This window comes from Myxococcales bacterium (genome assembly GCA_016703425.1).
Lineage (GTDB): Bacteria > Myxococcota_A > Polyangia > Polyangiales > Polyangiaceae > JADJCA01.
Genome location: JADJCA010000027.1, coordinates 143,572 through 164,716, shown reverse-complemented (window position 1 = coordinate 164,716; position 21,145 = coordinate 143,572). Strand labels below are relative to the sequence as shown.

The 21,145-nt window shown below is 67.4% G+C and carries 18 protein-coding genes; 5 read left to right on the top strand and 13 right to left on the bottom strand.

All coding sequences use genetic code 11. From position 1 onward, the window contains the following. Positions 1-1,176: 1,176 nt before the first annotated feature. Positions 1,177-1,452, bottom strand: coding sequence for a hypothetical protein (locus tag IPG50_33365; GenBank protein MBK6697039.1), 276 nt, complete (start codon positions 1,450-1,452; stop codon positions 1,177-1,179). 356 nt (positions 1,453-1,808) lie between these two features. Here IPG50_33365 and IPG50_33360 point away from each other — a divergent pair, with 356 nt between their 5' ends. From IPG50_33360 to IPG50_33340, 5 genes are all read left to right on the top strand, one after another. Continuing rightward, positions 1,809-2,051: a hypothetical protein gene (locus IPG50_33360; protein ID MBK6697038.1), complete on the top strand. Its 243-nt coding sequence runs from the start codon at positions 1,809-1,811 to the stop codon at positions 2,049-2,051. A 52-nt stretch (positions 2,052-2,103) separates the two neighbouring features. Then, complete coding sequence (locus tag IPG50_33355; protein ID MBK6697037.1) at positions 2,104-3,732, top strand: VCBS repeat-containing protein; 1,629 nt, start codon at positions 2,104-2,106, stop codon at positions 3,730-3,732. Positions 3,733-4,024: 292 nt separating this feature from the next. After that, complete coding sequence (locus tag IPG50_33350) at positions 4,025-4,504, top strand: hypothetical protein (protein ID MBK6697036.1); 480 nt, start codon at positions 4,025-4,027, stop codon at positions 4,502-4,504. Between the two features lie 51 nt (positions 4,505-4,555). Then, complete coding sequence (locus tag IPG50_33345) at positions 4,556-5,146, top strand: RHS repeat protein (GenBank protein ID MBK6697035.1); 591 nt, start codon at positions 4,556-4,558, stop codon at positions 5,144-5,146. Further along, positions 5,065-7,431: a LysM peptidoglycan-binding domain-containing protein gene (locus IPG50_33340; protein ID MBK6697034.1), complete on the top strand. Its 2,367-nt coding sequence runs from the start codon at positions 5,065-5,067 to the stop codon at positions 7,429-7,431. Before IPG50_33345 ends, IPG50_33340 begins: the two co-directional genes overlap by 82 nt. A gap of 18 nt (positions 7,432-7,449) precedes the next feature. Here IPG50_33340 and IPG50_33335 read toward each other — a convergent pair whose 3' ends face one another. The 12 genes from IPG50_33335 to IPG50_33280 all read right to left on the bottom strand — a co-directional run bounded on the left by IPG50_33335 (position 7,450) and on the right by IPG50_33280 (position 21,037). Next, complete coding sequence (locus tag IPG50_33335) at positions 7,450-8,937, bottom strand: hypothetical protein (GenBank protein ID MBK6697033.1); 1,488 nt, start codon at positions 8,935-8,937, stop codon at positions 7,450-7,452. Positions 8,938-9,083: 146 nt separating this feature from the next. After that, positions 9,084-10,298, bottom strand: coding sequence for an NAD(P)/FAD-dependent oxidoreductase (locus IPG50_33330; protein ID MBK6697032.1), 1,215 nt, complete (start codon positions 10,296-10,298; stop codon positions 9,084-9,086). A gap of 102 nt (positions 10,299-10,400) precedes the next feature. Then, positions 10,401-12,089, bottom strand: a complete 1,689-nt coding sequence (locus tag IPG50_33325) for a hypothetical protein (protein ID MBK6697031.1) — start codon at positions 12,087-12,089, stop codon at positions 10,401-10,403. Between the two features lie 155 nt (positions 12,090-12,244). After that, complete coding sequence (locus IPG50_33320; GenBank protein MBK6697030.1) at positions 12,245-13,336, bottom strand: OmpA family protein; 1,092 nt, start codon at positions 13,334-13,336, stop codon at positions 12,245-12,247. Positions 13,337-13,374: 38 nt separating this feature from the next. Beyond that, positions 13,375-13,674: a DUF4398 domain-containing protein gene (locus tag IPG50_33315; GenBank protein ID MBK6697029.1), complete on the bottom strand. Its 300-nt coding sequence runs from the start codon at positions 13,672-13,674 to the stop codon at positions 13,375-13,377. Between the two features lie 102 nt (positions 13,675-13,776). Continuing rightward, positions 13,777-14,445 (bottom strand): transcriptional repressor LexA, encoded by a 669-nt coding sequence (gene lexA, locus IPG50_33310; GenBank protein MBK6697028.1) that lies wholly within the window; start codon positions 14,443-14,445, stop codon positions 13,777-13,779. 304 nt (positions 14,446-14,749) lie between these two features. Then, a complete protein-coding gene (locus IPG50_33305; GenBank protein MBK6697027.1) occupies positions 14,750-15,223 on the bottom strand; it encodes a cyclic nucleotide-binding domain-containing protein in 474 nt (157 codons plus the stop codon). 65 nt (positions 15,224-15,288) lie between these two features. Further along, a complete protein-coding gene (locus tag IPG50_33300) occupies positions 15,289-15,711 on the bottom strand; it encodes a hypothetical protein (GenBank protein ID MBK6697026.1) in 423 nt (140 codons plus the stop codon). Next, positions 15,708-16,664: a thioredoxin-disulfide reductase gene (gene trxB, locus IPG50_33295; GenBank protein MBK6697025.1), complete on the bottom strand. Its 957-nt coding sequence runs from the start codon at positions 16,662-16,664 to the stop codon at positions 15,708-15,710. Before trxB ends, IPG50_33300 begins: the two co-directional genes overlap by 4 nt. A gap of 125 nt (positions 16,665-16,789) precedes the next feature. Continuing rightward, positions 16,790-18,412: an outer membrane protein transport protein gene (locus tag IPG50_33290; GenBank protein ID MBK6697024.1), complete on the bottom strand. Its 1,623-nt coding sequence runs from the start codon at positions 18,410-18,412 to the stop codon at positions 16,790-16,792. Between the two features lie 94 nt (positions 18,413-18,506). Further along, positions 18,507-20,366: a hypothetical protein gene (locus IPG50_33285; protein MBK6697023.1), complete on the bottom strand. Its 1,860-nt coding sequence runs from the start codon at positions 20,364-20,366 to the stop codon at positions 18,507-18,509. Further along, positions 20,363-21,037 carry a hypothetical protein gene (locus IPG50_33280; GenBank protein ID MBK6697022.1) on the bottom strand — a complete coding sequence of 225 codons (675 nt, stop codon included), beginning with the start codon at positions 21,035-21,037 and terminating at the stop codon, positions 20,363-20,365. Before IPG50_33280 ends, IPG50_33285 begins: the two co-directional genes overlap by 4 nt. Positions 21,038-21,145: the final 108 nt, after the last annotated feature.

Below are 21,145 nucleotides of genomic sequence, written 5' to 3'. Positions count from 1 at the left end.
GAGTCCCATGAGCCATCACGACCACGAGCACGCAGACGACGGCGCCGTTCTTCAGTCACGTTTCATCGACGGCGTTTACGCGGGGATCTTCCTGGCTCGTCTTCTTCACCGTCGTCACGGTGGCCGTTTCGTACGTCCACCTTGGCCCCGCCAACCTGGCCGTCGCCATTGCGATCGCCTCGGTCAAGGCGACCCTGGTCGTTCTCTTTCATGCACTTGCGCTGGGACGGTGGAGTTCAACCCAGCTGATCCTCGTCAGCACGCTAGGCTTTATTGGGATCTTCTTCGCGTTCACGTTCACCGACACCGAGTGGCGGACTAGCAATACAGCGACACGCAGGGGCACCCGAAGATCCTGCCGGCGATGGGACACCGGCGCCGGGCGGGATGCCGCCGCGTCCGGAGAAGAAGAAGGACCACGGCGCGCCGCCGGCGCGGCGGGTCACGGCCAGACGGGCGCTCCCCGCTGGGCACGACAAGGCGGCCGCTCCGGGCGAGCTCCGCGCCGGGCAGCACTGAGAGACCTCCACGCCCGGTTGCCGTGCGTTTATCGGCGACGGAATGCTTCCGACGCAGCACTGATCCATCGGCAGGGTTCGCCCTGCCATCGCGGCATCACGCAGTCGGAAGACGCGGCGCGTGAGGCCACGCGCGCGCGCGACATAGTCCACGCCGAGGCGGTCTACGGCACCTCGGGGTCGTCTTCGCGCGGCGATCGCTGTCGTGGACGGTTCGCGACGACACGCGAGTGCGCTGGTGGCGCACCATGGGCACCGCTTCTGCAGCGTGGGGCCCTCGGCCGCACACGCGTGAGTGGATCGTTGGTGGAGAAGGTTCAAGCACGAGAGTCAACCTCTCCCCCTCCCCGTAAACGTGGACGTGCCCGGGCCGTGGACGGCTCCCGCCTCTTCCTCCCGCACCGTCTCGGCCTGCTCGCGCTCATCGTCTCTTGCTTGCCGCTCGCGGTGGGTTGCGACGGCGACGACCAACGCGCCAACGAAGCCGCGCTCAGCTCGACAGTGCTCGTTCCGGGGACGACCACCGGCCAGCTCGAGGTCACGCCCGCGGGCTCGGTCTCGTACGCGATGCCCGTCGCGCTGGCGCCTGGGATCTCCGGGGCCAGTTGCCGTCGCTGTCGATTCAGTACTCGAGCCACGGCGCCAACGGGATTCTCGGTCAGGGCTTCTCGCTGTCGGGCCTATCGGTCACTCGCGCCGTGCCCGCGCACGGGGCGGAGGACAGCGGAGCGCCGACGTCACCATTACGAGCAGCGATCGGTTGTGCCTCGACGGGCAGCGGCTCGTAGGCGTCGGCGGCCGGTACAACGTGGACGGCGCCGAATACCGCACGGCGCGCGAGTCGTTCTCGCGCATTCGGCAGGTCGGCGAGAGCTTCATCGTCGAGACGATGAGCGGGCAGGCTCGAGTACGGCACGACGTCGGACGCGCGCATCGCGGTCGTAGGCGTCAGCGGGACCGTTGAAGATGCGCGGCTGGGCACTCTCGCGCTCGAGCCGATCGCTTCGGCAACGCGATCGTGCACAGCTACGCGCAAGACTTGGCCAACGGCGACTACCGGCCGACGACGATCGAGTACACGGAGAACCTCGCGGCGGGCATCGCGCCGACGTCGAAGGTGGAGTTTCGCTACCGACCGCGAGAAGACGCCACGGCCGCGTACGTGGCTGGCGCGACGGTGACGACGACGCAGCTTCTTCAATCGATCGCGTCGTTTGAGGGGGGCACAGAGTTTCATAGCGTCAACTTCGAATACGGCGCGACGGGCCAACGCGGCCGCGCGCGCCTCGTGTGTCGGTACAAGAGTGCGCAGCGGAGCGAAGCGGCCCGAACGCAGGTCAGACGACGTGCTTGCCGCCGACGCGCTTCGAGTGGACGGAGCAGCACTCGCTGTGGGCGATGCCGCTCGAGACGGCGCCGAACGTCACGGGCCTCTTGAGCACGGCCATCAGCGGCGACTTCAACGGCGACGGCCTCAGCGACTTGGCGCAGCTCCAAGGGGGCACGGTCTCGCTCAACCTTGGTCTGGCCTGATGGGCGGCGATTTCTCGGTGGACGTCGTGGGGGCGCGGGCTTCTTCGGGGAGATGCTTGGCGGCGATTGGAACGGCGACGGCAAGACCGACTTGCTCGATGTGCGCAGCGACGGGTCGGCGTACGCGTGGACCTCGAGCGGCGCGGGCTTCACGACGTCGCTCTTCGCGGGAGGCATCAGCGACACCAAGCGGCTTCGCGTGGCGGACTTCAACGGCGACGGCCGGAGCGATCTCTTCCGCCTGACACCGAGCGGCCAAGCGTATTTCCACCTCTCCGAAGGCGGGACGACGCGCGGCCCGTTTCTCGGCCCCTACGGGCTGGTGCTCGACAACCTGCGCCTAGGCGATCTGGATGGCGACGGGCGCGCGGACTTGCTGCACGTGAAGGGCGGTCAGTTTTGGGTGCACCGCGCCTTCAACGAGGTGTCCGTGGACGTGCTCGATCGCTTCGATGGCGAGCCGATGCCGGGGCGACCACGCGCGACTTTCAATACGACGCGACGGGGACGCGGCTCGACGTCTCGCTCTCGAACGGCAGGAGCGGCTTCGACGCTTTCGTCAAGCTCACGGACCGGAGCAAGGCGCCGACGCGGTACGCGACGACGCGCGTGTATCCGCGCACGCAAAACCCGTGGGGCTATCCGGTGCACACGACGGGCGGGCGGCGCAGTTTTGCGCGGGGCTCGGCTCGATGACGGCGGCGGCGACGCACAAGCAACAGCTCTTGAGCTACTGCGACAGCAATCAGCCTTGGTGCCGCGTGTACACGAGCGGCGCCGTGGATTGCAGCGAGAGCAGCCGCTGCGTCGTCTGGTCGGATCCGGGCGGCACCGGTGGCGCATCGCTGCGTCCCTTGGACGGCGATGGTGCTGGCGGGCCCAGCGATCCAGGTCCCTCCGATCCGTATGGCGGGCCACCGGGCGCCGAGTGGGAGACCGTGGCGTCGCGGGATACGGGGTATTGGGACGCGTCGGCGCGGCACTTCGATCCGGCCGGCGACGTCATCGATTCGGTCGATTGCCAAACGGCGGACACGTCGGAGCAGCAGGCCATCGACCGCTTCAGCATCCAGCTGGCGGATCTCGATGGCGACGGAGCGACGGATCTTTTGCAGCGCGGCGATGGCGGGACGTTGCTGTTTGCCAAGAACCGCGTGCAGCCTCACTTCGACGTGGTGCGCGCCATCACGAGCGGCCTCGGAGCTCGCACGGAGATCGACTACGCGTCGCTTCCCGCATCGCCTGGTGTGTACGCACCGCTCGACGAGGCGCTCACGTACCCGACGGTGGCGGCGAACGGCGCGCTGTACCTGGTGCGCGAGGTGCGCGGCTCGGACGGCGCGCGGAGCACCTACCGATACGAGGGGCGCGCGCGCGGCTCGATGGCCGCGGCTTGGGCTTTCGCCGCGTCACGATGCGCGACGAGGTCAACCGCATCGAGCTGATGCAGCAATTCCGCGTGGACCTGCCCTTTGAGGGGCGCGTCGAGCACTCGGAGCGACGCTGGAGCGCGCCCGATGGCCGCGTCATTCTCATTGGGCGAAGCCGAAACGACGTCGCGTTTCATCCCGGCTACCCGAAGCCGGGCATCGGAGGCTTCGTCGACGCGGTCGTGCAGACGGGCGCGGTGGAGGAGAGCTTGACCTCTCGGGCGGCACGTTGCCGAGCATCACGACGGTGAGCTCGGGGCACCAAAACGGTAGCCCGAGCACGATGGTGTTGGACGACGGCGCTCGGCGCCGAGGCGCTCCGCAAGACCACGTCGGTCACCTTCCAGAGCAACGAGGCGACGTGGGTTTTGAACTCCATCGTCAGGAGCACCACCACCAGCGAGTGGACCGGCGCTCTGCCCATCGTGCACACGGCGGCGACGACGTACTTCGCCCAACGGCCTCGTCGAAAACGACACCGTCGAGCCCGGCAACGCGGCCTTCGAGGTCACGACGCACTACGACTACGACGCGCTCGGCCACGTGGTCCGAAAGACCGTCTCGGCCGCCGACGGCACGCCGCCGCGCACGGTAAGCACGCAGTACGCCGATCCGCGCTTCATGACGGCGAGCGTGAACCAGCTCGGTCACGCGACCGGCGGGGCGTACGACGGTCGTTTTGGCAAGGTGACGCGCGCCGTCGACGTCAACGGCCTCGTCAGCGAAGACGAATACGACGCCTTTGGCCGAAAGCGCCGGGGCAAGCTCCCGAGCGGCGTCGAGACCACGACGGAGCTTCGCTTCGGCGACGCGTCGTGCCCGCCCTTCGCGGTCGTGTGGGGCGAATCGAAGACCACCGGCGGCGCGACGCAGCGCGCGTACATGGACAACCTCGGCCGCGAGGTCACGACCGAAGTCGAGGGGGTGGGACGGCAAGTGGGTGCGCTCGAGAAGCGCTACGACGCGGCGGGCCGCGTGCGGGCGCAATCGACGCCGGCGTACATTGGCGAGCCGGTCTATTGAGCGAGACCGAATACGACGCGCTGGGGCGCGTGATTCGCGCGACGGCAGCCGATGGCGGTGTCTGGAGCGCTCGATACGACGGTCTGCTCACGGTCTCCACCGACGCGCTTGGTCGCACCGCGCGCTCCGGTCAAGAACGCCGCCGGTTGGGTTGCGCGCAACGTCGACGCGGTCGGCAGCGCCATCACGTTTACGTACGACGCCGAGGGCCACGCGGTGGTCGTCACCGATCCGCGGGACGTCAAGCACACGACGACTTTCGACATGCGCGGTCGGCGCATCAAAGAGACGAGCCCCGACTTGGGCGCCGTGACGCTCACGCACAACGCCTTCGGCGAGCTCGTCAAACAGGTCATGGACGCGACCGGCGCGGCGACGCACTTCGAGTACGACGAATTGGGGCACGTGAAGAAGCGCATCGAGCCCGAGGGCACGACGCTCTACACGTACGACGTCGGTGTGGGCGCCAAGGGCCTACTTGTCTCGAACAGCTCATCGCCACCGGGGCGGGCGCCCTCGCGAGCTCGCGCACGACGACCTTCGACGACAAGAGCCGGCCCGTGGCGACGACGCTCGTCACGCCTGCGAAGTCGTTTACGACCACGAGCACCTACGACGCGCTCTCGAGGCCCGAGACGGTGACGTCGCCGAGCGGGCTCGTGCTCGCGTACGGCTACGACGCGCGCGGCGTGCAGACCTCCATCAAGAACGCCAAGACGGGCGCCCTTTATTGGACCGCCTTGGACGTCACCGCCGATGGGCAAGTGAAGGTTGAGCGCGCGGGCAACGGCCTCGTGACGACGAGGCACATCGATCCGAAGACGGGCCGCGTGCTCGGCATCACGACCCCGAACAAGGAGGGCAGCACCTCGTGCGTGCCGGCGGCGTGCACCATGGACATGGCGTCGTACGACACCTCGACGCAGAAAGACGCCACCGGCTGCACCTTCAACAAGGATAACGGTCGCTCCGAACGCGCCCCCAGCGGATGCAACAGCCCCACGGTCCAGAGCTACTTCACGGGCTACGATCTCGTCGGCAACGTCACCGCGCGCCGCGACTTGGTCACGGGCCTCGACGAGACCTTCACCTACGACGAGCTCAACCGCATGAGGGCCGCGACGCTCGCGGCCAACGGCTCCGCCCTCGAGAAGGCCAACCAGGGCAAGATCGTCTCGTACCACTACGACACCGTCGGTCGCCTCGCCTTCCGCTCCGACCTCGGGCAGTTTTTCTACGACGGGGCGCAGCCGCACGCCGTGACGCGCGTCGTCGGGGACGTCAACGCGACCTTCACCTACGACGCGAGCGGCAACATGCGGACCGGCCACGGCCGCACGCTCTCATGGACAAGCTTCAACAAGCCCGTCCGCGTCGAGTCGGCGACCAAAGGCACCTTCAGCCAGTGGTCCTACGGCCCCAGTCACGAGCGACTCCGCCACGAGCAATCGAACGGCAAGGTGACGACGCACGTCTCCGCCGCCTACGAAGAGGTCCAGAAGGGCGCAGACCTCGATCAGGTCCACCGCATCAGCGCGGGACACGGTCTTGTCGCGGAGGTAACCCTCGTCGGGCAAGCCGCCGCGAACGAGCGCGCCGTGTACTTCGGCACCGACCACCTGGGCTCCGTCACCGTCGTCACCAACGAAGCCGGCGACGTCGTGCAGCGCCTCGGCTTCGACGCCTTCGGCAAGCGTCGCTTCGCCAGCGGCGGCGACGACGTAAGCGGCATCCTCAAGAGCGATCTCACCCAGCGCGGCTTCACCGGCCACGAGATGCTCGACGACCTCGGCCTCGTCCACATGAACGCCAGGCTCTACGATCCGCTCTTCGGCGTCTTCCTCTCGCCCGACTCGGTCACGCAGTTTGCCGGCTCCACGCAAGGCTGGAACCGCTACTCCTACGTCGGGCAGAATCCCCTCTCCTTCGTCGACCCCAGCGGCCACAAGAAGTGGGGGACCATCTTCCGCGTCGTCGTCGCCATCGTCGCCGTCGTGGCCATCGTCATGACTGCTGGAGCCGCGCTCGGCGTCGCAGGCGCCGCGATCTCGGGCCTTACCGGTGGCTTCATCACGGCCGCGGTCGCGACCGCCGCCGTGCAGGCCGCCGTCACGACCTTCGTGTTTACAGCGATAGTCAGCGGCAGCTTACGCGTCGCCGCAAAAGCCGCGCTCATCGCAGGAGTATGCGCGGGCTTGGGAGCCGCCGCCGATGGGAACACGTTCGCCGGCGCGCTCGAAGGGACGAGTCGTGCCGCATTGCAGGGCGGTGACATGAAGCAGGGCTTCGTCACCGGGGTCTTCCCGCTCGCGAGCGTCTACTACACCTACAAGAGCAGCGGCACCGCCGGCATCGCCATGATGCTCGGCCAGAAGTTCTTCAGCGAGATGGTCGCCAGCAGCTTCGACGCCCCCCCGTCGCTGTCGAACGAGAACACGGGGCGTGATCCCGCCGCCGACAAGAACCCCGAGCCGGCCGACTTCGATGAGGACGACTTCGACGACGACGAACCCGCGTGGGGCTTCATGAAGACGGGCGCCGGTGGCAGGCAGACCACGAGAACGGGAACGCTGGACCCCAACGGAAGGGGAATCCTTCATGAGGTGAAGCGGGGCGAAACGCTCTCCGGCATTTCACGCCGGTACTACGGATCGGCACGACACTACGGTGCGATCAGGAACGAAGATGGTGACCCCATCGCCGATCCCAACCGCCTGCGAATCGGCCAGATTCTCGTTGTGCCCCCAGTCGCGGGCGGCTGCAACGACGACCTCGGATGCCTCAACGCCCTCGATAGACTCCGGAATTATTCCAGGCCGCCCGTCGTGCCCCACTTCTTCAGGGAATCCTTCTGGCCGCCGAAGGACTACACGGCACCGCTGGGAGGGTACGTGGTGCCGATCTCCCGTTACCCGGCGCCTTCGTGAGGTTCGCGAGGCGAATTCCTACGGCAGCGCGATGCCAATTTGCTTGCGGAGGCGCGTGTAGCGGTCGCTCGTCGCGAAGGCGAGGAGGTCGTCCAGGTCTTCTCGCACCTTCGCCGGATCGTCCTCGAGCGTGCAGACGGCACTGGCCGCCCCCAAGTCGCCGCTCAACAGGAACCCGGCTCGTCGTGATGTCTTCTGAACCGCACCGGCCCATCGATGGAGGTTCGTGCGTCCCCCTTCCTCGACGAACCGGAGAAAGTGCCCTCGTAGCCGGTCAATCGCCTGAGGCTCAAGGATGGGCTCGATGGCTTTCGCGACGGGCACCACCAGCTCCTTGACCTTGGGCGCGAGGGGCAAACCTGGGTTGCCGATGCTGAGCGCCGCGAGGAAGATCTCCTCGAGCTCGGGCACGCCCGGCACCAGGAGCCTCACGACGTGTTCGATGCGGTGAACGGCGAGATGCTCGCCGGCGAGGAACGCGAGCTCGCTCGCCTTGCGGCCCGACAAGAGCTTTTGGCCCAAGCGCAGCGCCGGCGGAGCCGCGGGGACGAACTCGGCGGTGCCCACGTAGTCGGGGTCGACGAAAATGGGCGGCGACTGCATGCCCAGGATCGCCGCGGCCCAAGAGAAGCAGCGCACCGCCTGAACCGTCGACTGCACCGGGTCGACCTTCTTCTGCGGGTCCAAGCGCTTGAGTTGGCCGTCACGTCGCAACGCGGACATGCGCCCCAAGAGCACCGCCGAGGCTACCGTCGCAAAGACCTCGCCCACGAGCGGCTCCTGCTCCGGGTGCGCCAAGAGCTTCCAGGCGTCGGGCCCCATCGAGAGCGAGGGGCGGATAAGCCCCTCCGTCTTATGCGCTTCGGCGAACGCCTTCTCCGGGGCCTCGGCAGCGCCCAAGTGCACGAGCACCTGGGCGACGCAAAGTCGACGATCGCTCTCGCCGCGCTTCTCCCAGGCGCGGTAGAGCGCGTGAAGCGCCTGCGCGTCGCGAGGGTCGTGCCGAAGGATGCGCTGAAGCTCGATGGGATCGTCATCGGGCACGCGGCCCTGAGCCACGGCGCCGAGATCCGAGAGGTCAACGTCGACGGCGACCTGCGCGCGCGCCGTCTCCAGCTCTCGCTCGAGGTCCTTTACGCGCTCCTCGAGGTAGGCGATGCGGCGTTGAAGCGCGAGCGAACGATGATCCGTCGCCGGTTCGAGAGGCTGCAGCGAGGCGGCCGGCGGTGCCTCGTCGGCGAGGTCCTTGATCTGAACCTTGTGTTTCGCTTCGTAGGCCGCCTGAAGGGCGTCTTCGAGCTTGCGGAGCCGCATCCTGTCGAGGCCGAATTTGTCGGCCATCTTGTCGAGCTGCGCGCGCTCGTCGACGGTGATCACACCGTCTTCGATGACGTCCGCGAAGAGCTCCTCGTAGAGGGCTTCGAGCTTGCCAAGGCGCAAATTTCCTGACGTCTCACCGGCCTCAAAGCCGGCACCGTGGTCGAACGTCGTCTCGATCTCGCTCATCGTAGAACCTCGAATGTCGCCCGCCCGCGGGCGAGGTCTCACGATATCGCGATTTCGCCGTGCGCGAGCCACGGTTCCGCCGTTCGAGCGGGCCCCTCGCTCGTCCCGGGCCTACTCGAACCTGCCGACGTCACCGTCTCGAAGCCCTAAGACCGTTCGGTGATGAGCCGCGCGCCGCGCTTGTAGGTCACGTAGGACCAAAACCAAGTCAGCAGGACCGCCACGCGATTTCGAAACGTGATCAAGAACCACAGGTGCACGAAGAGCCACATGAGCCACGCGAGAAATCCGCTGACCTGCAAGGGGCCGCTCCACGCCACGGCGCGTGATCGCCCGATGGTCGCCATGGTGCCCTTGTCGACATACCGAAACGTCTCCGGCGCGAGGCCCTTCATCCTCCGACCGATGGTGCGAGCGACGAACCGACCTTGTTGGAGCGCCACGGGACTGAGACCGGGGAGCGGCACGCCGTCTTGAAGGAACAGCGCCATGTCGCCGATGACGAAGACGTCGGCGCCGAGCGGCGAAGCGCTGACGTCAGCGCCCCAAAGCACGATGGCCGCGTCGATGCGCTCCGTGACCGACTCGCGCGTCAGCTCGACGCCGCGCTCGTCGATGTGTTGCACGCGCCACCCGGTCCGAAGCTCCACCCCAAGCTCACCAAGTTGCGCCGCGCCCCGATCGGACAGTCGCTGCGGGAACGACGCCAGCACCCGCGTGCCTCCCTCGATGAGCACGACGCGGGCAGCTTTTGGATCAATGGCGCGAAAGTCGCGGGCCAGCGCGAAGCGAGCGAGCTCGGCGATGGCCCCCGCGAGCTCGACGCCGGTGGGACCGCCGCCGATGACCACGAACGTGAGGTCGGCGCCCGGCGGCCGCGCGCGCTCTTCCGGTGTGCCCGTGATGTGGCGCTCCTCCGTCTTCTCGAAGGCCAAGAGGACCCGCCGACGAATGTCGAGCGCATCGTCGAGCGTCTTTAGGCCCTTGGCACGCTCCGCCCAGTCGGCGTGCCCGAAGTATTCGTTTCGCGCACCGGCCGCGACGATGAGGGTGTCGAAGGGAACCTCCCCGGCGGTCGTCGTGAGCTTCTTCGCCGCTAGGTGGATGCCCTGGACCTCGGCGAGCAGGACCTGCACGTTCTCTTGCTCCGAGAGCACACCCCGAATCGGTGAAGCGATGTCCGCCGGCGAGAGGCCCGCCATGGCGACCTGATACAGAAGCGGTTGAAACAGGTGATGGTTCGTGCGGTCGACGACCGTGACATCGACGGGCTTGCCACGCAGCGCTTGGACCACCGCGAGCCCACCGAAACCTGCGCCAATGACGACGACGCGCGGCCTGCCTGACTTCGTTTCCCCCATGGCCGGACCCTAGAGGCGAACGCGCGCGCCAGCCAGTCCCGGTCAGCCTGGGACGGCGTCACACGCCCGCGAAGGTGCGCTTCTCGTGGTGCGAGCGTCGCCCTAGAGACCGAACTGAATGCCGCCCTCGAGCCCGATGACGGGAAGGAGGCCGACGTAGCCGATCGCGAAGTCAACGCGGGGCCCGAGCAGCATGCCCACCGTCGGACTCAGCTTGATGCGCGCACCGCCGCCGACGCCCACGAAGGCCGGACCACCGATCAGGTACGCATCGACGCGCTTGTTTTGGCCGGCCTGCGCCTCCGCCACCGGGACCTCGACCTTGCCGTGGAACTCAGAGACGCCACCGGCGGCGAAGACGTAGCCCGTCGTGTGCATGAGCGGCTCTTTGCCGAAGAGGTACGTGAAGCGCGCTTCCGCGTGGAGGCGCTTGAGCACGTTGTTGGACTTGGCATCGACCTGCGCCTCTTGGCCCGGGTAAACACCCGACGCGACCACGCCGAGGCGCGCACCGATCATCAGGTTCTGCTTCGGCGCGTAGTCGAAGGAGAAGAGCACGCGCGCGCTGCTCGGCGTGAAGCCGCCGTCGATGGAGCCAGCCTTGCCCTGCTCGAGCTTGGCGTTCTCATCGCTGCCCGGCACGCGCGACGGGTAGTCCTGGCCGTTGACGTAGCAGTAATACGCCGGCTCGTTGAGCGGCGTGCCCTTGGCGGGGTCGAGCTTGCAGACGTCGCTACCGGCCTGCAGGAGCACGAAGCCGAAGTTGACGGCGCCACCGAGCCAGATCTTCTTGTGCTTGCCCGGCTCTTCGGCGGGCGCGGTGCAGCGGCTGTTCTTGCACTCGTTCGACTTGCACTCGCTGCTCTCTTCGCACTCGGCGCCTTCGGGCTTGATGCCGCCATCGCCACCGCCGGCCGGCTTGATGCCGTCGCGGCCGGGACAAGGAAATCCCGGCGGGCAGTCGCCCGTGTCGGCGCACTGCGACGGCGGGGGCTGACCGGGGAGCGAAGCGGGCGGCCCGGCGATCTTCGTCTTGATCGCGACCTTGTACGTGTTGTTGCGATCGCCCGCGGTGGCGACCGGGTCGTTCTGATCGTTGAAACCCTGGATGTAATACTGGAGGTTGCCCTGCTGGACGTCGGCACACGGGATCATCGCGCCCCAGCCCGTGCCCACCTTCTGGAGCTGCAGCGGCTTGAACTCGCCCATGCCGAAGCCCTTGTAGCGGGCCAGCACCTTCACGATGCCTTCGCCGCCGGAGTACTCGACGAAGATGGGAACCGCGGTTCGGACGAGGCCTTCCGTCACGGGCGTGTGCGTGAAGTCGCCGGCGACCGAGCCGCCAGCGGCCGCCGTGGCGCCCCCGGCTGACGTGGTGCCGCCACCGGCCGCCGCCTTCTTGCGCGCGGCGTCGAAGGCCGCTTCGAGGTCCTTCGTCTTGAGGTCGGGGTCGAGCGTGATGGACGCGTCGAGCTTGAAGGCCTCGATGAACGCCGCCTGCCCCTTGTCCTTGTCGATCTGGCCGCCGATGAGGACGACGCCGAGATCGCGCCGCAACTGCGCTCGGGCTTGCGCCGAACACTTGTTGTCGGTGCCGCACGCGGCAATGGCTTTGTCGAGCTTCTGGGCCGCAGCCGCAAACTCGGTGCCGAGGTAGTCCTCCTCCATGGCCTTCTTTTGAAGGGCCCGCGCTTCCTTCTCGACCTTGCTGGCCTGAGCGAAAGCGGGAGCCGTCAAAAGCAGGCTCACGACGAAGGCGGCGAGAGCAAAAACCGGCGGGAGCAGCCTCATAGGTCGCACGCGTTCGCCATACAACGAATCCGCCGCAGATGGATGCAAAATCCCCGGTCCCCTCCGATTGTGACGGGCCGACTCCGAACCCGAGGAGGCCACACCCGAACGGCGCCGCTTCCTTCGCCGATCAGCCTTGGCCGATCAGGTCCGGTCTAGGGCTTGCCCGACTCGGTTCGGATGAACTGGACGCGGCGGTTGAGGGCGCGGTTCGCGTCGTTGTTGTTGGGGACGATCGGCTGGGTCATGCCGTAGCCCTTCGCCGTGAGGCGCGCCGGCGGCGTGCCCTTGCCAACGAGGTATTGCCGGACCGAGTCGGCGCGCGACTGCGAGAGCTTCAGGTTGTAGGCGGCCTGGCCCACGTTGTCGGTGTGGCCCTGAATCTCGAGCGTGATCTGGTTGTTGTCGACGAGCACGTCGCGCACGGCGTCGAGGATCGGGAAGCTCTGGGGCTTGATGATGGCCTTGTTGAACTCGAAGAAGATCTGCTGCGTGATGCGGATCTCCTTCGCCGTCACGACCACGAGGCTCGACTTCTTTGGGCACCCGGGCTTGTCGCCGCCGGGCGGGCCCGCTTGATTCGGGCACTGATCGTCGACGTCGAGGACGGTATCGTTGTCGTTGTCCGGCTCGGGGCAGCCGTCGGTGTCTTCGAAACCGTCGGGGTCTTCCGGAGCCTTCGGACACTTGTCGGCGTTGTCCGGGATGCCGTCGAGATCGTTGTCGGGCTCGGGGCAGCCGTCCTCGTCGAGGTAGCCGTCGATGTCTTCCGGCTCCATGAGGCACATGTCTTTGGAGTCGGTGACCCCGTCGCCGTCGCTGTCGGGATCGTCCGCGCAGCCGTCTTCGTCTTCGAAGCCGTTCCACGTCTCGGGGACTTCGGGGCACTTGTCTTGCGCGTCGATGTAGCCGTCGCCGTCTTTGTCGCCTTCGACGCGGCCGCTGCACTTGTCGGGCGGGCTCATGGCGAGCGCCGCGTTGGCGTTCGGGTCGGCCACGGCGAGGTGCGCTTCGGCCTGCGAGAGCTCTCCCTGCTCGAGGTCGACCTCGGCGAAGCGCAAGTGCGCCTTGGCGAGGGCGAGCTCGCGCGGTGCGCACTGGATGGCGCCGCTGCGTTCGGCGTTGTCGACGACCGTGCCGAGCCCCTGCACCCGACCACGGACCACCGCCGCTTGGGTGCACGAGAGGAGCGACAAGGACGAGACCGCGACGAGCGCGGGCATGACCCGCCGAACCGCCGTCAACATCCGCCGCGTGCGCACGCTGCGCGACTGCGTCTTCGGGCTCACTCGGTCCCCTCGCGCTGCTTGGTCTTGGTGGCTTCGATGGCCTTGAGGGCGTACTCGTCGGCCGTCGCCGCGTAGCGAGCCGCGTCGGAGTAGGCTGCCGACGCCGCTTCGACCTGCGCCTGCTCGAGGTGCGCCTTCGCGTAGTAATACTCAAATGGAGCCTGTTGCTCGGCACCCATCTCGCGGGCCTCGGCAAGGCGCCCCGATGCGCCGGTCACGACGACGGCGTAGTGCACGCCACCACATCCCGCGCCGAAGAGCAGGGAAATCGCGACAAGAGCGGCACTCGTGCGCATCGCGTGATCAGGCCTCCAAGGAGACGCGCATCTTTCAGGCGTCCCGCCGCGAAACTATGCGTCCGCTTGATCGGGGTCAAGCGCTTCGCGGGGGTAGAACGCTCAGAGCTTGCGGAAGACGCCGACGACGACCCCGAGGAGCATCGTGGGGCGGAAGTCAGCGGCGCGGACCAGGATGGGCGCCATTTCCTTGTTGGCCGGCTGGAAACGGACGTAGTCCTTCTCCGGGTAGTAGTACTTGACCGTGGCTTCGTCTCCGATGAGCGCCACCACGATGTCGCCACGGTTGGCCGTGAGCTGCTTGCGGACAAAGATGTAGTCGCCGCTGAGGATGCCGGCGTCGATCATCGAGTCTCCGTGGACCTTCAGCCCGAACAGCTCGCGACCGCCCTTCAAGAGGCCGCGGTCGATCTTGACCGTGTCGATGACGTGCTCTTCGGCGAGCAGCGGAAGGCCAGCGGCCACGCGACCGAGGACCTTGATCTCGACGAGGTTGAGGTCGTCGATGTTGGCGGGGCTGAGATCGCCTTGCTTGAGGCCAGGCAGCTCCAGGTTGCCCAAGTCCGTGGGCCGGAGCGCACGAGACTTCATGTCTTCCCGCTTCAAGTACCCCTTGCGCTCAAGGGCGCGGAGGTGGTCGTTGACGCCGTTGGTGGAGCGGATGCCCATGCGGGCACCGATCTCGCGGAGCGTTGGGGGATACCCGCGGTCGTGAATCGACTGGCGGATGAAGTCGAGGACCATCTGCTGGCGCTGCGTCAGCCCTTGCATAGTCCCGGTAGCCTACTGAACGCCCGTTACGCCGTCAAGTTCCGCTCCAAAAACTGTGGAAAACCTCTGGAGAACCTAGGAAAAACAGGGCGTGGGTCGCTGATCGCGCCGAATCGTGCCCGCTGGCGCAGGTCGCGCCAGGCGAAGCACTGAACGGCGTTGGGAGCGACCGCGCGTGCAGCGCTGCGCCGGCGCCCAGCGGGAATGGGCGTTCTGCTCATCGCACGCTCCCCTCTTCGCGCGACCCCGTCGCGTGCCCCCGTTCGTGTGCGGGCGGTCTTCGCGCGCGCTCGCGGTGCGGGCGTTAGAACTTGCCGCTCGTGGAGAGGAACGTGAGCTTGTCGTTGGTCTCGCGGAGCCGCCCCGAGAGCATTCGCACGCAGCTCCACAGGACCTCGTAGGCGATGTCCTTGTGCAAGAAGAGCAGCTCGTCGAAGTCGCGCTTGCCGATGGCCAGGAGGCGCACGCGCTCATGCGCGGTCGCGTCGGCGGAGCGAGGGATCTCGTCTAGGAGCGCCATGTCGCCGAAGACCTCGCCGACGCCCAGAACGGCGAGCGCTTCTTCGCCCATGCCGGCGACCTCGCGCGAGATGCGCACCTTGCCTTCGATGATGACGTAGAGCTTCTCACCCAGCTCGCCGTACTGGAAGATCCGCGTGCCGCGCTCGAACCCCTCCTCTTTCGTCGCCGACGCGACGACGGCGAGCGCGTCGCGTGAGAGGCCGTCAAAGAGCGGAACCTTGGCGAGCATGTCGACGTGTGTCTCGGGCTCAGCCATCGCGCGGGCAGAGTACGCTGGCCCGCCTCATCCGCCAAGGCGTTCGATGCGGAAGGGCGTACCGCTCACAGTGCCGTTTGCGGGCAGTTGAGCGCTCGGTCCATGGCCTCGCGTTCCTCCGCCGTGCACGGCGGGAGGCCCCCGACGAATTCGTTGGGGGCGACTTCGAGGTGCTTCGTCAGGCCCGCCTCATCGCGCACGCACTGGCCGCCACCGTGGCCGCCCTCCCGGCGATAACACGCGACGGACTTTTCGTAGCGGGCGCAAGACGCATCGGGCGCCAAGCGAAAGGCGTCGCCTCCCGTGCAATCCGCGGCGCACCCACCGTCCTCAAGCCGACACGGGCCAGCATCACCCGCGTCGTGCCACGAGAACGGCGCCGTGCCGGGCGTGTTTTCGAGAGGTCCTCCGTCGCAGGCGAGCGGGAGGACCGCGAGGACTATGCCGAGAAAGGTTGTCGCGAGCGGCTCGTTGCGAAGGCCCCTCAATGCGCGACGTTCGCCGCGAGCCAGCGCTCGGCGTCGAGCGCGGCCATGCAGCCTGAGCCCGCCGCCGTGACCGCCTGGCGATACACGAAGTCCTGCACGTCGCCGCAGGCGAAGACGCCGGGGACGCTCGTCTGCGCCGTGCCCGGCTTGGTCTTGATGTACTCGTTCTCGTGAAGCTCGAGCTGGCCCTTCACGAGCTCCGAGTTGGGCGTGTGCCCGATGGCGACGAAGAAGCCCGTGACGGGAACGTCGGCCATCGCGCCAGTCTTGATGTTCTTGACGCGCGCGCCGGTGACCTCACCCTTTTGCACGTCGAGGACCTGGTCGACGACGGTGTCGTACATGACCTTGATCTTCGGATTCTTGAAGACGCGCTCTTGCATCGTCTTCGAGGCGCGAAACTCGCCGCGGCGATGGACCAGCGTCACCGACTTGCAGATGCCCGAGAGGTACATCGACTCTTCCATGGCCGTGTCGCCGCCGCCGACGACCATGACGTCTTGGTTTTTGAAGAACGCACCGTCACACACGGCGCAGGCCGAGACGCCGCGGCCTTGGAGCGCTTGCTCGCTCTCGAGGTTGAGCCAGTTGGCGCGAGCGCCCGTCGCGAGAATGAGCGCGTGCGCCGAGTGCATCACGTCGTCGTCGCCGGCCCAGATGCGATACGGCCGCTGCGAAAGGTCGATCTTGTTGACGTCCTCGCTGCGGATGTCGACGCCTTGATGCAGCGACTGTTCGCGGAACGCCTTCATCAAGTCGGGCCCGGTGACCTTCGTGGGAAAGCCCGGATAGTTCTCGACGTCGTTGGTGATCATGAGCTGGCCGCCGGGAATGCCGCCGCGCACGAGCCCCTCGAACATGACGGGCTTCAAGTTCGCCCGGGCCGCGTAAATCCCGGCCGCGTGGCCGGCAGGGCCAGAGCCAATGATGATCACCTTGTGCGGTTCAGTCATGGCGCCGAGTCTAGCCGAAGCCCCCTCGACTTTCGAGAGCGTCACGGCGGACGTGACGCGCGAAGCGCCCTCGACGACGCCGCGCGCCCGGATCGCCGTGTCGCCGTGTCGCGGCGCCTACGCGCTCAGAACTTGTACGCCGCGCCCACGTTGAGGACGTTGAAGGCGTTCGTGATGGTCCCGAGGTTGATCGGCCAAACGGTGCGGTAGCGCGTCTTGCCGCCCTCACAGGGCTGACCGCTCGGCTGGGTCGGGTTGCAGGGCGATCCGGCGAGGGCCGAGACGCCTTCGCCGTTGGCGTCTTCGTTCTTCTGATCGGAGACGAAGACGTGCATGAAGCCGAGCATGAGATCGACGCTGCCCGTGGCGCCGACCGGCAGGCGGTAGGTGCCGCCGGCCGCGAGGCCGACGCGCGAGCCGCCGACGAAATCCGTATTTTGGTAGCGGTCGTCTTGCGCCTTGGTCTCGTAGTAGCCGCCGAGACGGAGGGCGAGCTGGTTGGGGAGAACGTTGATATCCCCGCCGACGCGAACCCCCAGCACGTCCTTGTAGAAGTGGGGCACATCGGCGCTCGGCGGAATGACGCCTGGGGTCCCGTTCGCCGGAATGATGCCTTCGCCCTGCGCCGTGCCGGGGAAGCGAATCTCCAGGTTCTCGAAGGCGCTGTTGTTGGCCCAGGTGAAGTCGACCTCGGCGTCAAAGACATCGTCGGCGATCGGATCGCGCGAGTGCGGCTTCGCGGCGCCGCGCGGCTGGTGGTAGCGGAACCCGATGCGAGCCTCCATGGGCACGGCGAGCTTCAGCGTGGCGTTGTTGCCGTCGCCGCAGACGCCGGCCGCGGCCGGGCCACGGTTGCAATCGTTGACCGACGTGTCACCGTCGACGACGCCGCTCTTGTTTCCGTTGGCCACCGCTGGCGTGTAGTAGTTCGCTCGCGTGTAGGCGTCGCCGCGGGCCTTGACCGCGTCGCTCCACTTGTACGACAGGCCGACGTCAAAAAACTCCGTGGGGCTGTAGAGCGCACCGAAGCGGAGCTGCGGCACGAAGTAGTCGGCCACGATGAGCGTCGCGTCGATGTCGTTGCCACGCGGGTTCAGGTTGTTGCCGTTGAGGGCCGGCGAGGCGTTGTTGAATTTCGCTTTGATGATGCCCCACGAGAAGGCCGCACCGAGCCTTAGGCCGTCGATGACCTCGAAGCCGGCGCCAAGGGTCGGCGTAAGGAACGTGCTCTTGCCCTCCACGAGGAGGTACCGGTTCGGCGCCGCCGCGGGCCCGTTGGCGGTGTTGACGAACTCGGGCCACTTGTGGCCGCCCACGCCGCTCGGGCCGAGGACCGCGAAGCCGATGCCGATGCGGTCCGTGGCGCGGTAGTTGAAGCCGAGCTGCGGGTTCGGAAAGATCTTCGATTCGGCGCAGACGTTCGGATAGTGCTGCCCCGGCGCCACCGAGTCGTCGGTCGTGTCGTTGGCGGCCTTGAGCCGCGTGAAACATGCGTCGTGGAGCGTCAGGTTCGCCTGAATCGTAAACGCGGTTCGCTGGCCGGCGAGGCCGGCGGGGTTGAACGCCGTGGCGAGCGGATCGCTTGCCCGCGCGACCCAGGCGCCACCGCGCGCCATCTGCTCGGAGCCGTTGTCAGGGAACTCGGTGACGTTGGTGGCGTGGGCAGCCACCGGCGCCGAGGCCAGGAGCGCGGCGCCGAAGGCGACCAACAATCGAGCGGTATCGAGGCGAGCGTGAGGGTGTCGCATCTCCAGGGCCTTTTCAAACGCCTGCCTAAGGGCAAGGCTGATGGCGGGCCTTACCACGGCACGCTGCAGGGGGCACTTCACTCTTCGTGGAGGATCACTCTTTGACGGGCGTGGCCTTGAGGGAGGCTCGCCCTTCTTTGACATAGACCGAGAACTTCACGCGCTTGCAGCCGTGACGCTGGATCAGCGCGTCGCGATTCTTCCGGAGGGTCTGGCGGAACTTGTCGTAGGTCAGGCCGTCGACGTTCTCGCCGCACTCCTTCTTTGTCCGCAAGAACTCCTCGTAGACGGCGAGCCATTCGGCGCCCTCGTCGCCGGCGGCGGCCGCTTGCTCCGCGGCCTTCATCAGACCGGACGAGGGCGACGCTTGAGCTAGGAGCTCCTTTGCCGGCGCGCCAATGGTCGTGCGCTCTTCGTCGTCGGCGACGGAGCGCTCCGTCGTCGGAGGCACCGGTACCGGAGGCGCCTCTGCCGACGCGGCAGCGGGCGCGCCGCCGCGGGGCGGCGGCGGCTTCGGGGGCTTGGCCGGGGGCGCCTTCGGAGGACCACCGGCAGGTGCCACCGGCTGGACGACCGTCGCTGCCGAAGCCGGCCCGCCCGCGGTGGCTCCGCCGTTGCCGCTGACGTTTCCAGAGGAAAGCGGTGCGGGCCCCACGGCGCGGGCCGAGGAAGGCGCTGCGAACGGCGCGCGCGGCGCGGCCGTCGACGGCGGAGGCGCATCTCCAGGCATCGGAAACGAAAACGCGCTCATCGCCGGCTGAGCCGGCGTGGGGCCCAAGATCGACTCGAGGTCGGCCTCTTTCCGAATGGCACCGCCGCCCTTTTCAGCGACCCGTTGGATGCCCGCGTTGAGATCCTGACCGATGCCGCGATAGCCACCGCGGAGGCGCGGCAGTTGAAGCAGGTCAAGCTCGCCCTTCCTCAATTTCGCGCCCTGGCGCGCGAGTTCACGGAGCGGCATCGTGTGCTCGAGGACCGAGAACAGAAGGCCCATGAGGAGGCCTGCGCCGACGATGCCCCCAAGGACGACCCAAGGCACATTGGCCTTGTCCTTGTCGTCGGCGGTGGACAAGAAGCCGATGGGGCTGGGCACGAACTCGCGACCGCGGGCGACCGCGTAGGCGCCTCGAAGCTCCCAGGCGTCACCGTCGAGGCGCGCGAAAATGGCGCCGACGCGCTCGCCGGGCATGAGCCGCAGACCCGAGCGGCCGGTGTCCTTGAAGGCCTTGTCGGCCTCGACCTTAGGCAGCTCCGTCAAGAACTCTGGCACGAGCCGATCGGGCACGTCGGCCGAGTCGACAGCCTGCGCGAGCCGGACGCCGCCACCAAAAAACATCACATTCGCCCGCGTGAGCCGCGCGATGTCCTTGGCGAAGGAGTCATCGACGATCTTGAACGCGACGATGGCGCCGACGGGGGGCTTGGAGGCTTCCTCTTCGACGGGCCTCGCGACGACGCGGTACATCCGTCCGCCGAGGATCCACGTGTCATCGCGGAGGAAGCCGTGGAGCGCGTCGTAGACCGCCGGGTAGCCGCCGAGCTCGAAGTCCTCGAAGGCGTTGGCCTGGTCGTAGCCCACCTGCGCCACCACGCGACCGTCACGGTCGACGGCGAAGAGCGCCGAAGGGCGAACCTCAGGCGGCAGCTTCTGCATCACCGCGTCGAGCGCCTTCTTGCCGTCTTCCTTGGCCTTGGGCGGGACCTTGTCCTTGGCGGCGGCGACGAGCGAGTCCTGAACACCTTTGTCGACGGCGCCGAGGAGCAGCGCGTCGAGGCGGCGGCGCGCATCGATCTGAAGCGCCCAACGCACGACTTGGCTGTCCGACGCGAGGCCCTCGGCCATCGTAATCTGGGCGCGCCGGTTGTACTGGCCCACGCCAACGTAGGCGACGTAGAGCGCGACGCCCACCAGGAGGCTCAGGAGCCCGTACCAGAAGCGGGACAGGAGCATCATTTGGCTTCGCCCTCACCCACGTTGAGGGGCTCCTTGATGTCGGTCGGGACCTTGTCGCGAACCAGGATGCTGACCTGCTTGCCGACCTGCTTCCCCTGAAAGAACGCCTTGAGCATGTATTCGCCTGGCGGCAGGTTGGGCAGCGCGTAGACGCCGTCGCGGCCGGGGAAAACCGTGGCGGCCACTTGCGCCTCGACGACGACGAAGAGGCGCAGGCTCGGCACCAGCTCATCGCGAAACTCGTAGCGCCCGGGCCCGGGCGCGGTCCATTCGTTCTTGGCGCCGGCGTTGAGCTCGACCTTCAGGTCTTTCTGCGTGAGCCGATGCGGGAACGGATCGCGGTTCTCGAACACGAGCTTGGTGCCGGGCGAAACCACGAGCGTCGTCTGCATGGACCGACCGCCGGTGATGCGCACCAGAACCGGCGGCATGGGCGGAGGCGCCGCCGAGGCCATCGCCGCCAAACAGATGTCACGCGAGGGCATGGCCGCGAGGACGCGGAACTCGGGCCGCACGGTGGGCGACGGCTCGCGCCACGTGTAGCGGTGCGCCTCAGGCTTGGCGGCCTCGGCGTAGACATCGGGGATGAGCTTCTCGAACCCGGTGATGCGGCCACGCAGCGTCCCAGCCGCAAGCGCCGAACCGCTCAAACACGTGGCGGCAAGCGCCACGTGAGCGAAAGACGCAAAAGACAGAGCCAGGCGACGTCGGGTCGACGGTTTGAAGTGCATGAGCCTCGCAAGGCGCCCGATCCCCTCGAACTTCGTGGGACTCGCGAG

Coding starts and splice junctions, on each gene's coding strand:
- IPG50_33330 (MBK6697032.1), bottom strand. CDS start 10,298: ATGGGGGAAACGAAGTCAGGCAGGCCGCGCGTCGTCGTCATTGGCGCA.
- IPG50_33355 (MBK6697037.1), top strand. CDS start 2,104: ATGCTTGGCGGCGATTGGAACGGCGACGGCAAGACCGACTTGCTCGAT.
- IPG50_33365 (MBK6697039.1), bottom strand. CDS start 1,452: ATGCGCGCGTCCGACGTCGTGCCGTACTCGAGCCTGCCCGCTCATCGT.
- IPG50_33320 (MBK6697030.1), bottom strand. CDS start 13,336: ATGTTGACGGCGGTTCGGCGGGTCATGCCCGCGCTCGTCGCGGTCTCG.
- IPG50_33305 (MBK6697027.1), bottom strand. CDS start 15,223: ATGGCTGAGCCCGAGACACACGTCGACATGCTCGCCAAGGTTCCGCTC.
- IPG50_33315 (MBK6697029.1), bottom strand. CDS start 13,674: ATGCGCACGAGTGCCGCTCTTGTCGCGATTTCCCTGCTCTTCGGCGCG.
- lexA (MBK6697028.1), bottom strand. CDS start 14,445: ATGCAAGGGCTGACGCAGCGCCAGCAGATGGTCCTCGACTTCATCCGC.
- IPG50_33285 (MBK6697023.1), bottom strand. CDS start 20,366: ATGATGCTCCTGTCCCGCTTCTGGTACGGGCTCCTGAGCCTCCTGGTG.
- trxB (MBK6697025.1), bottom strand. CDS start 16,664: ATGACTGAACCGCACAAGGTGATCATCATTGGCTCTGGCCCTGCCGGC.
- IPG50_33290 (MBK6697024.1), bottom strand. CDS start 18,412: ATGCGACACCCTCACGCTCGCCTCGATACCGCTCGATTGTTGGTCGCC.
- IPG50_33325 (MBK6697031.1), bottom strand. CDS start 12,089: ATGAGGCTGCTCCCGCCGGTTTTTGCTCTCGCCGCCTTCGTCGTGAGC.
- IPG50_33335 (MBK6697033.1), bottom strand. CDS start 8,937: ATGAGCGAGATCGAGACGACGTTCGACCACGGTGCCGGCTTTGAGGCC.
- IPG50_33345 (MBK6697035.1), top strand. CDS start 4,556: ATGGCGGTGTCTGGAGCGCTCGATACGACGGTCTGCTCACGGTCTCCA.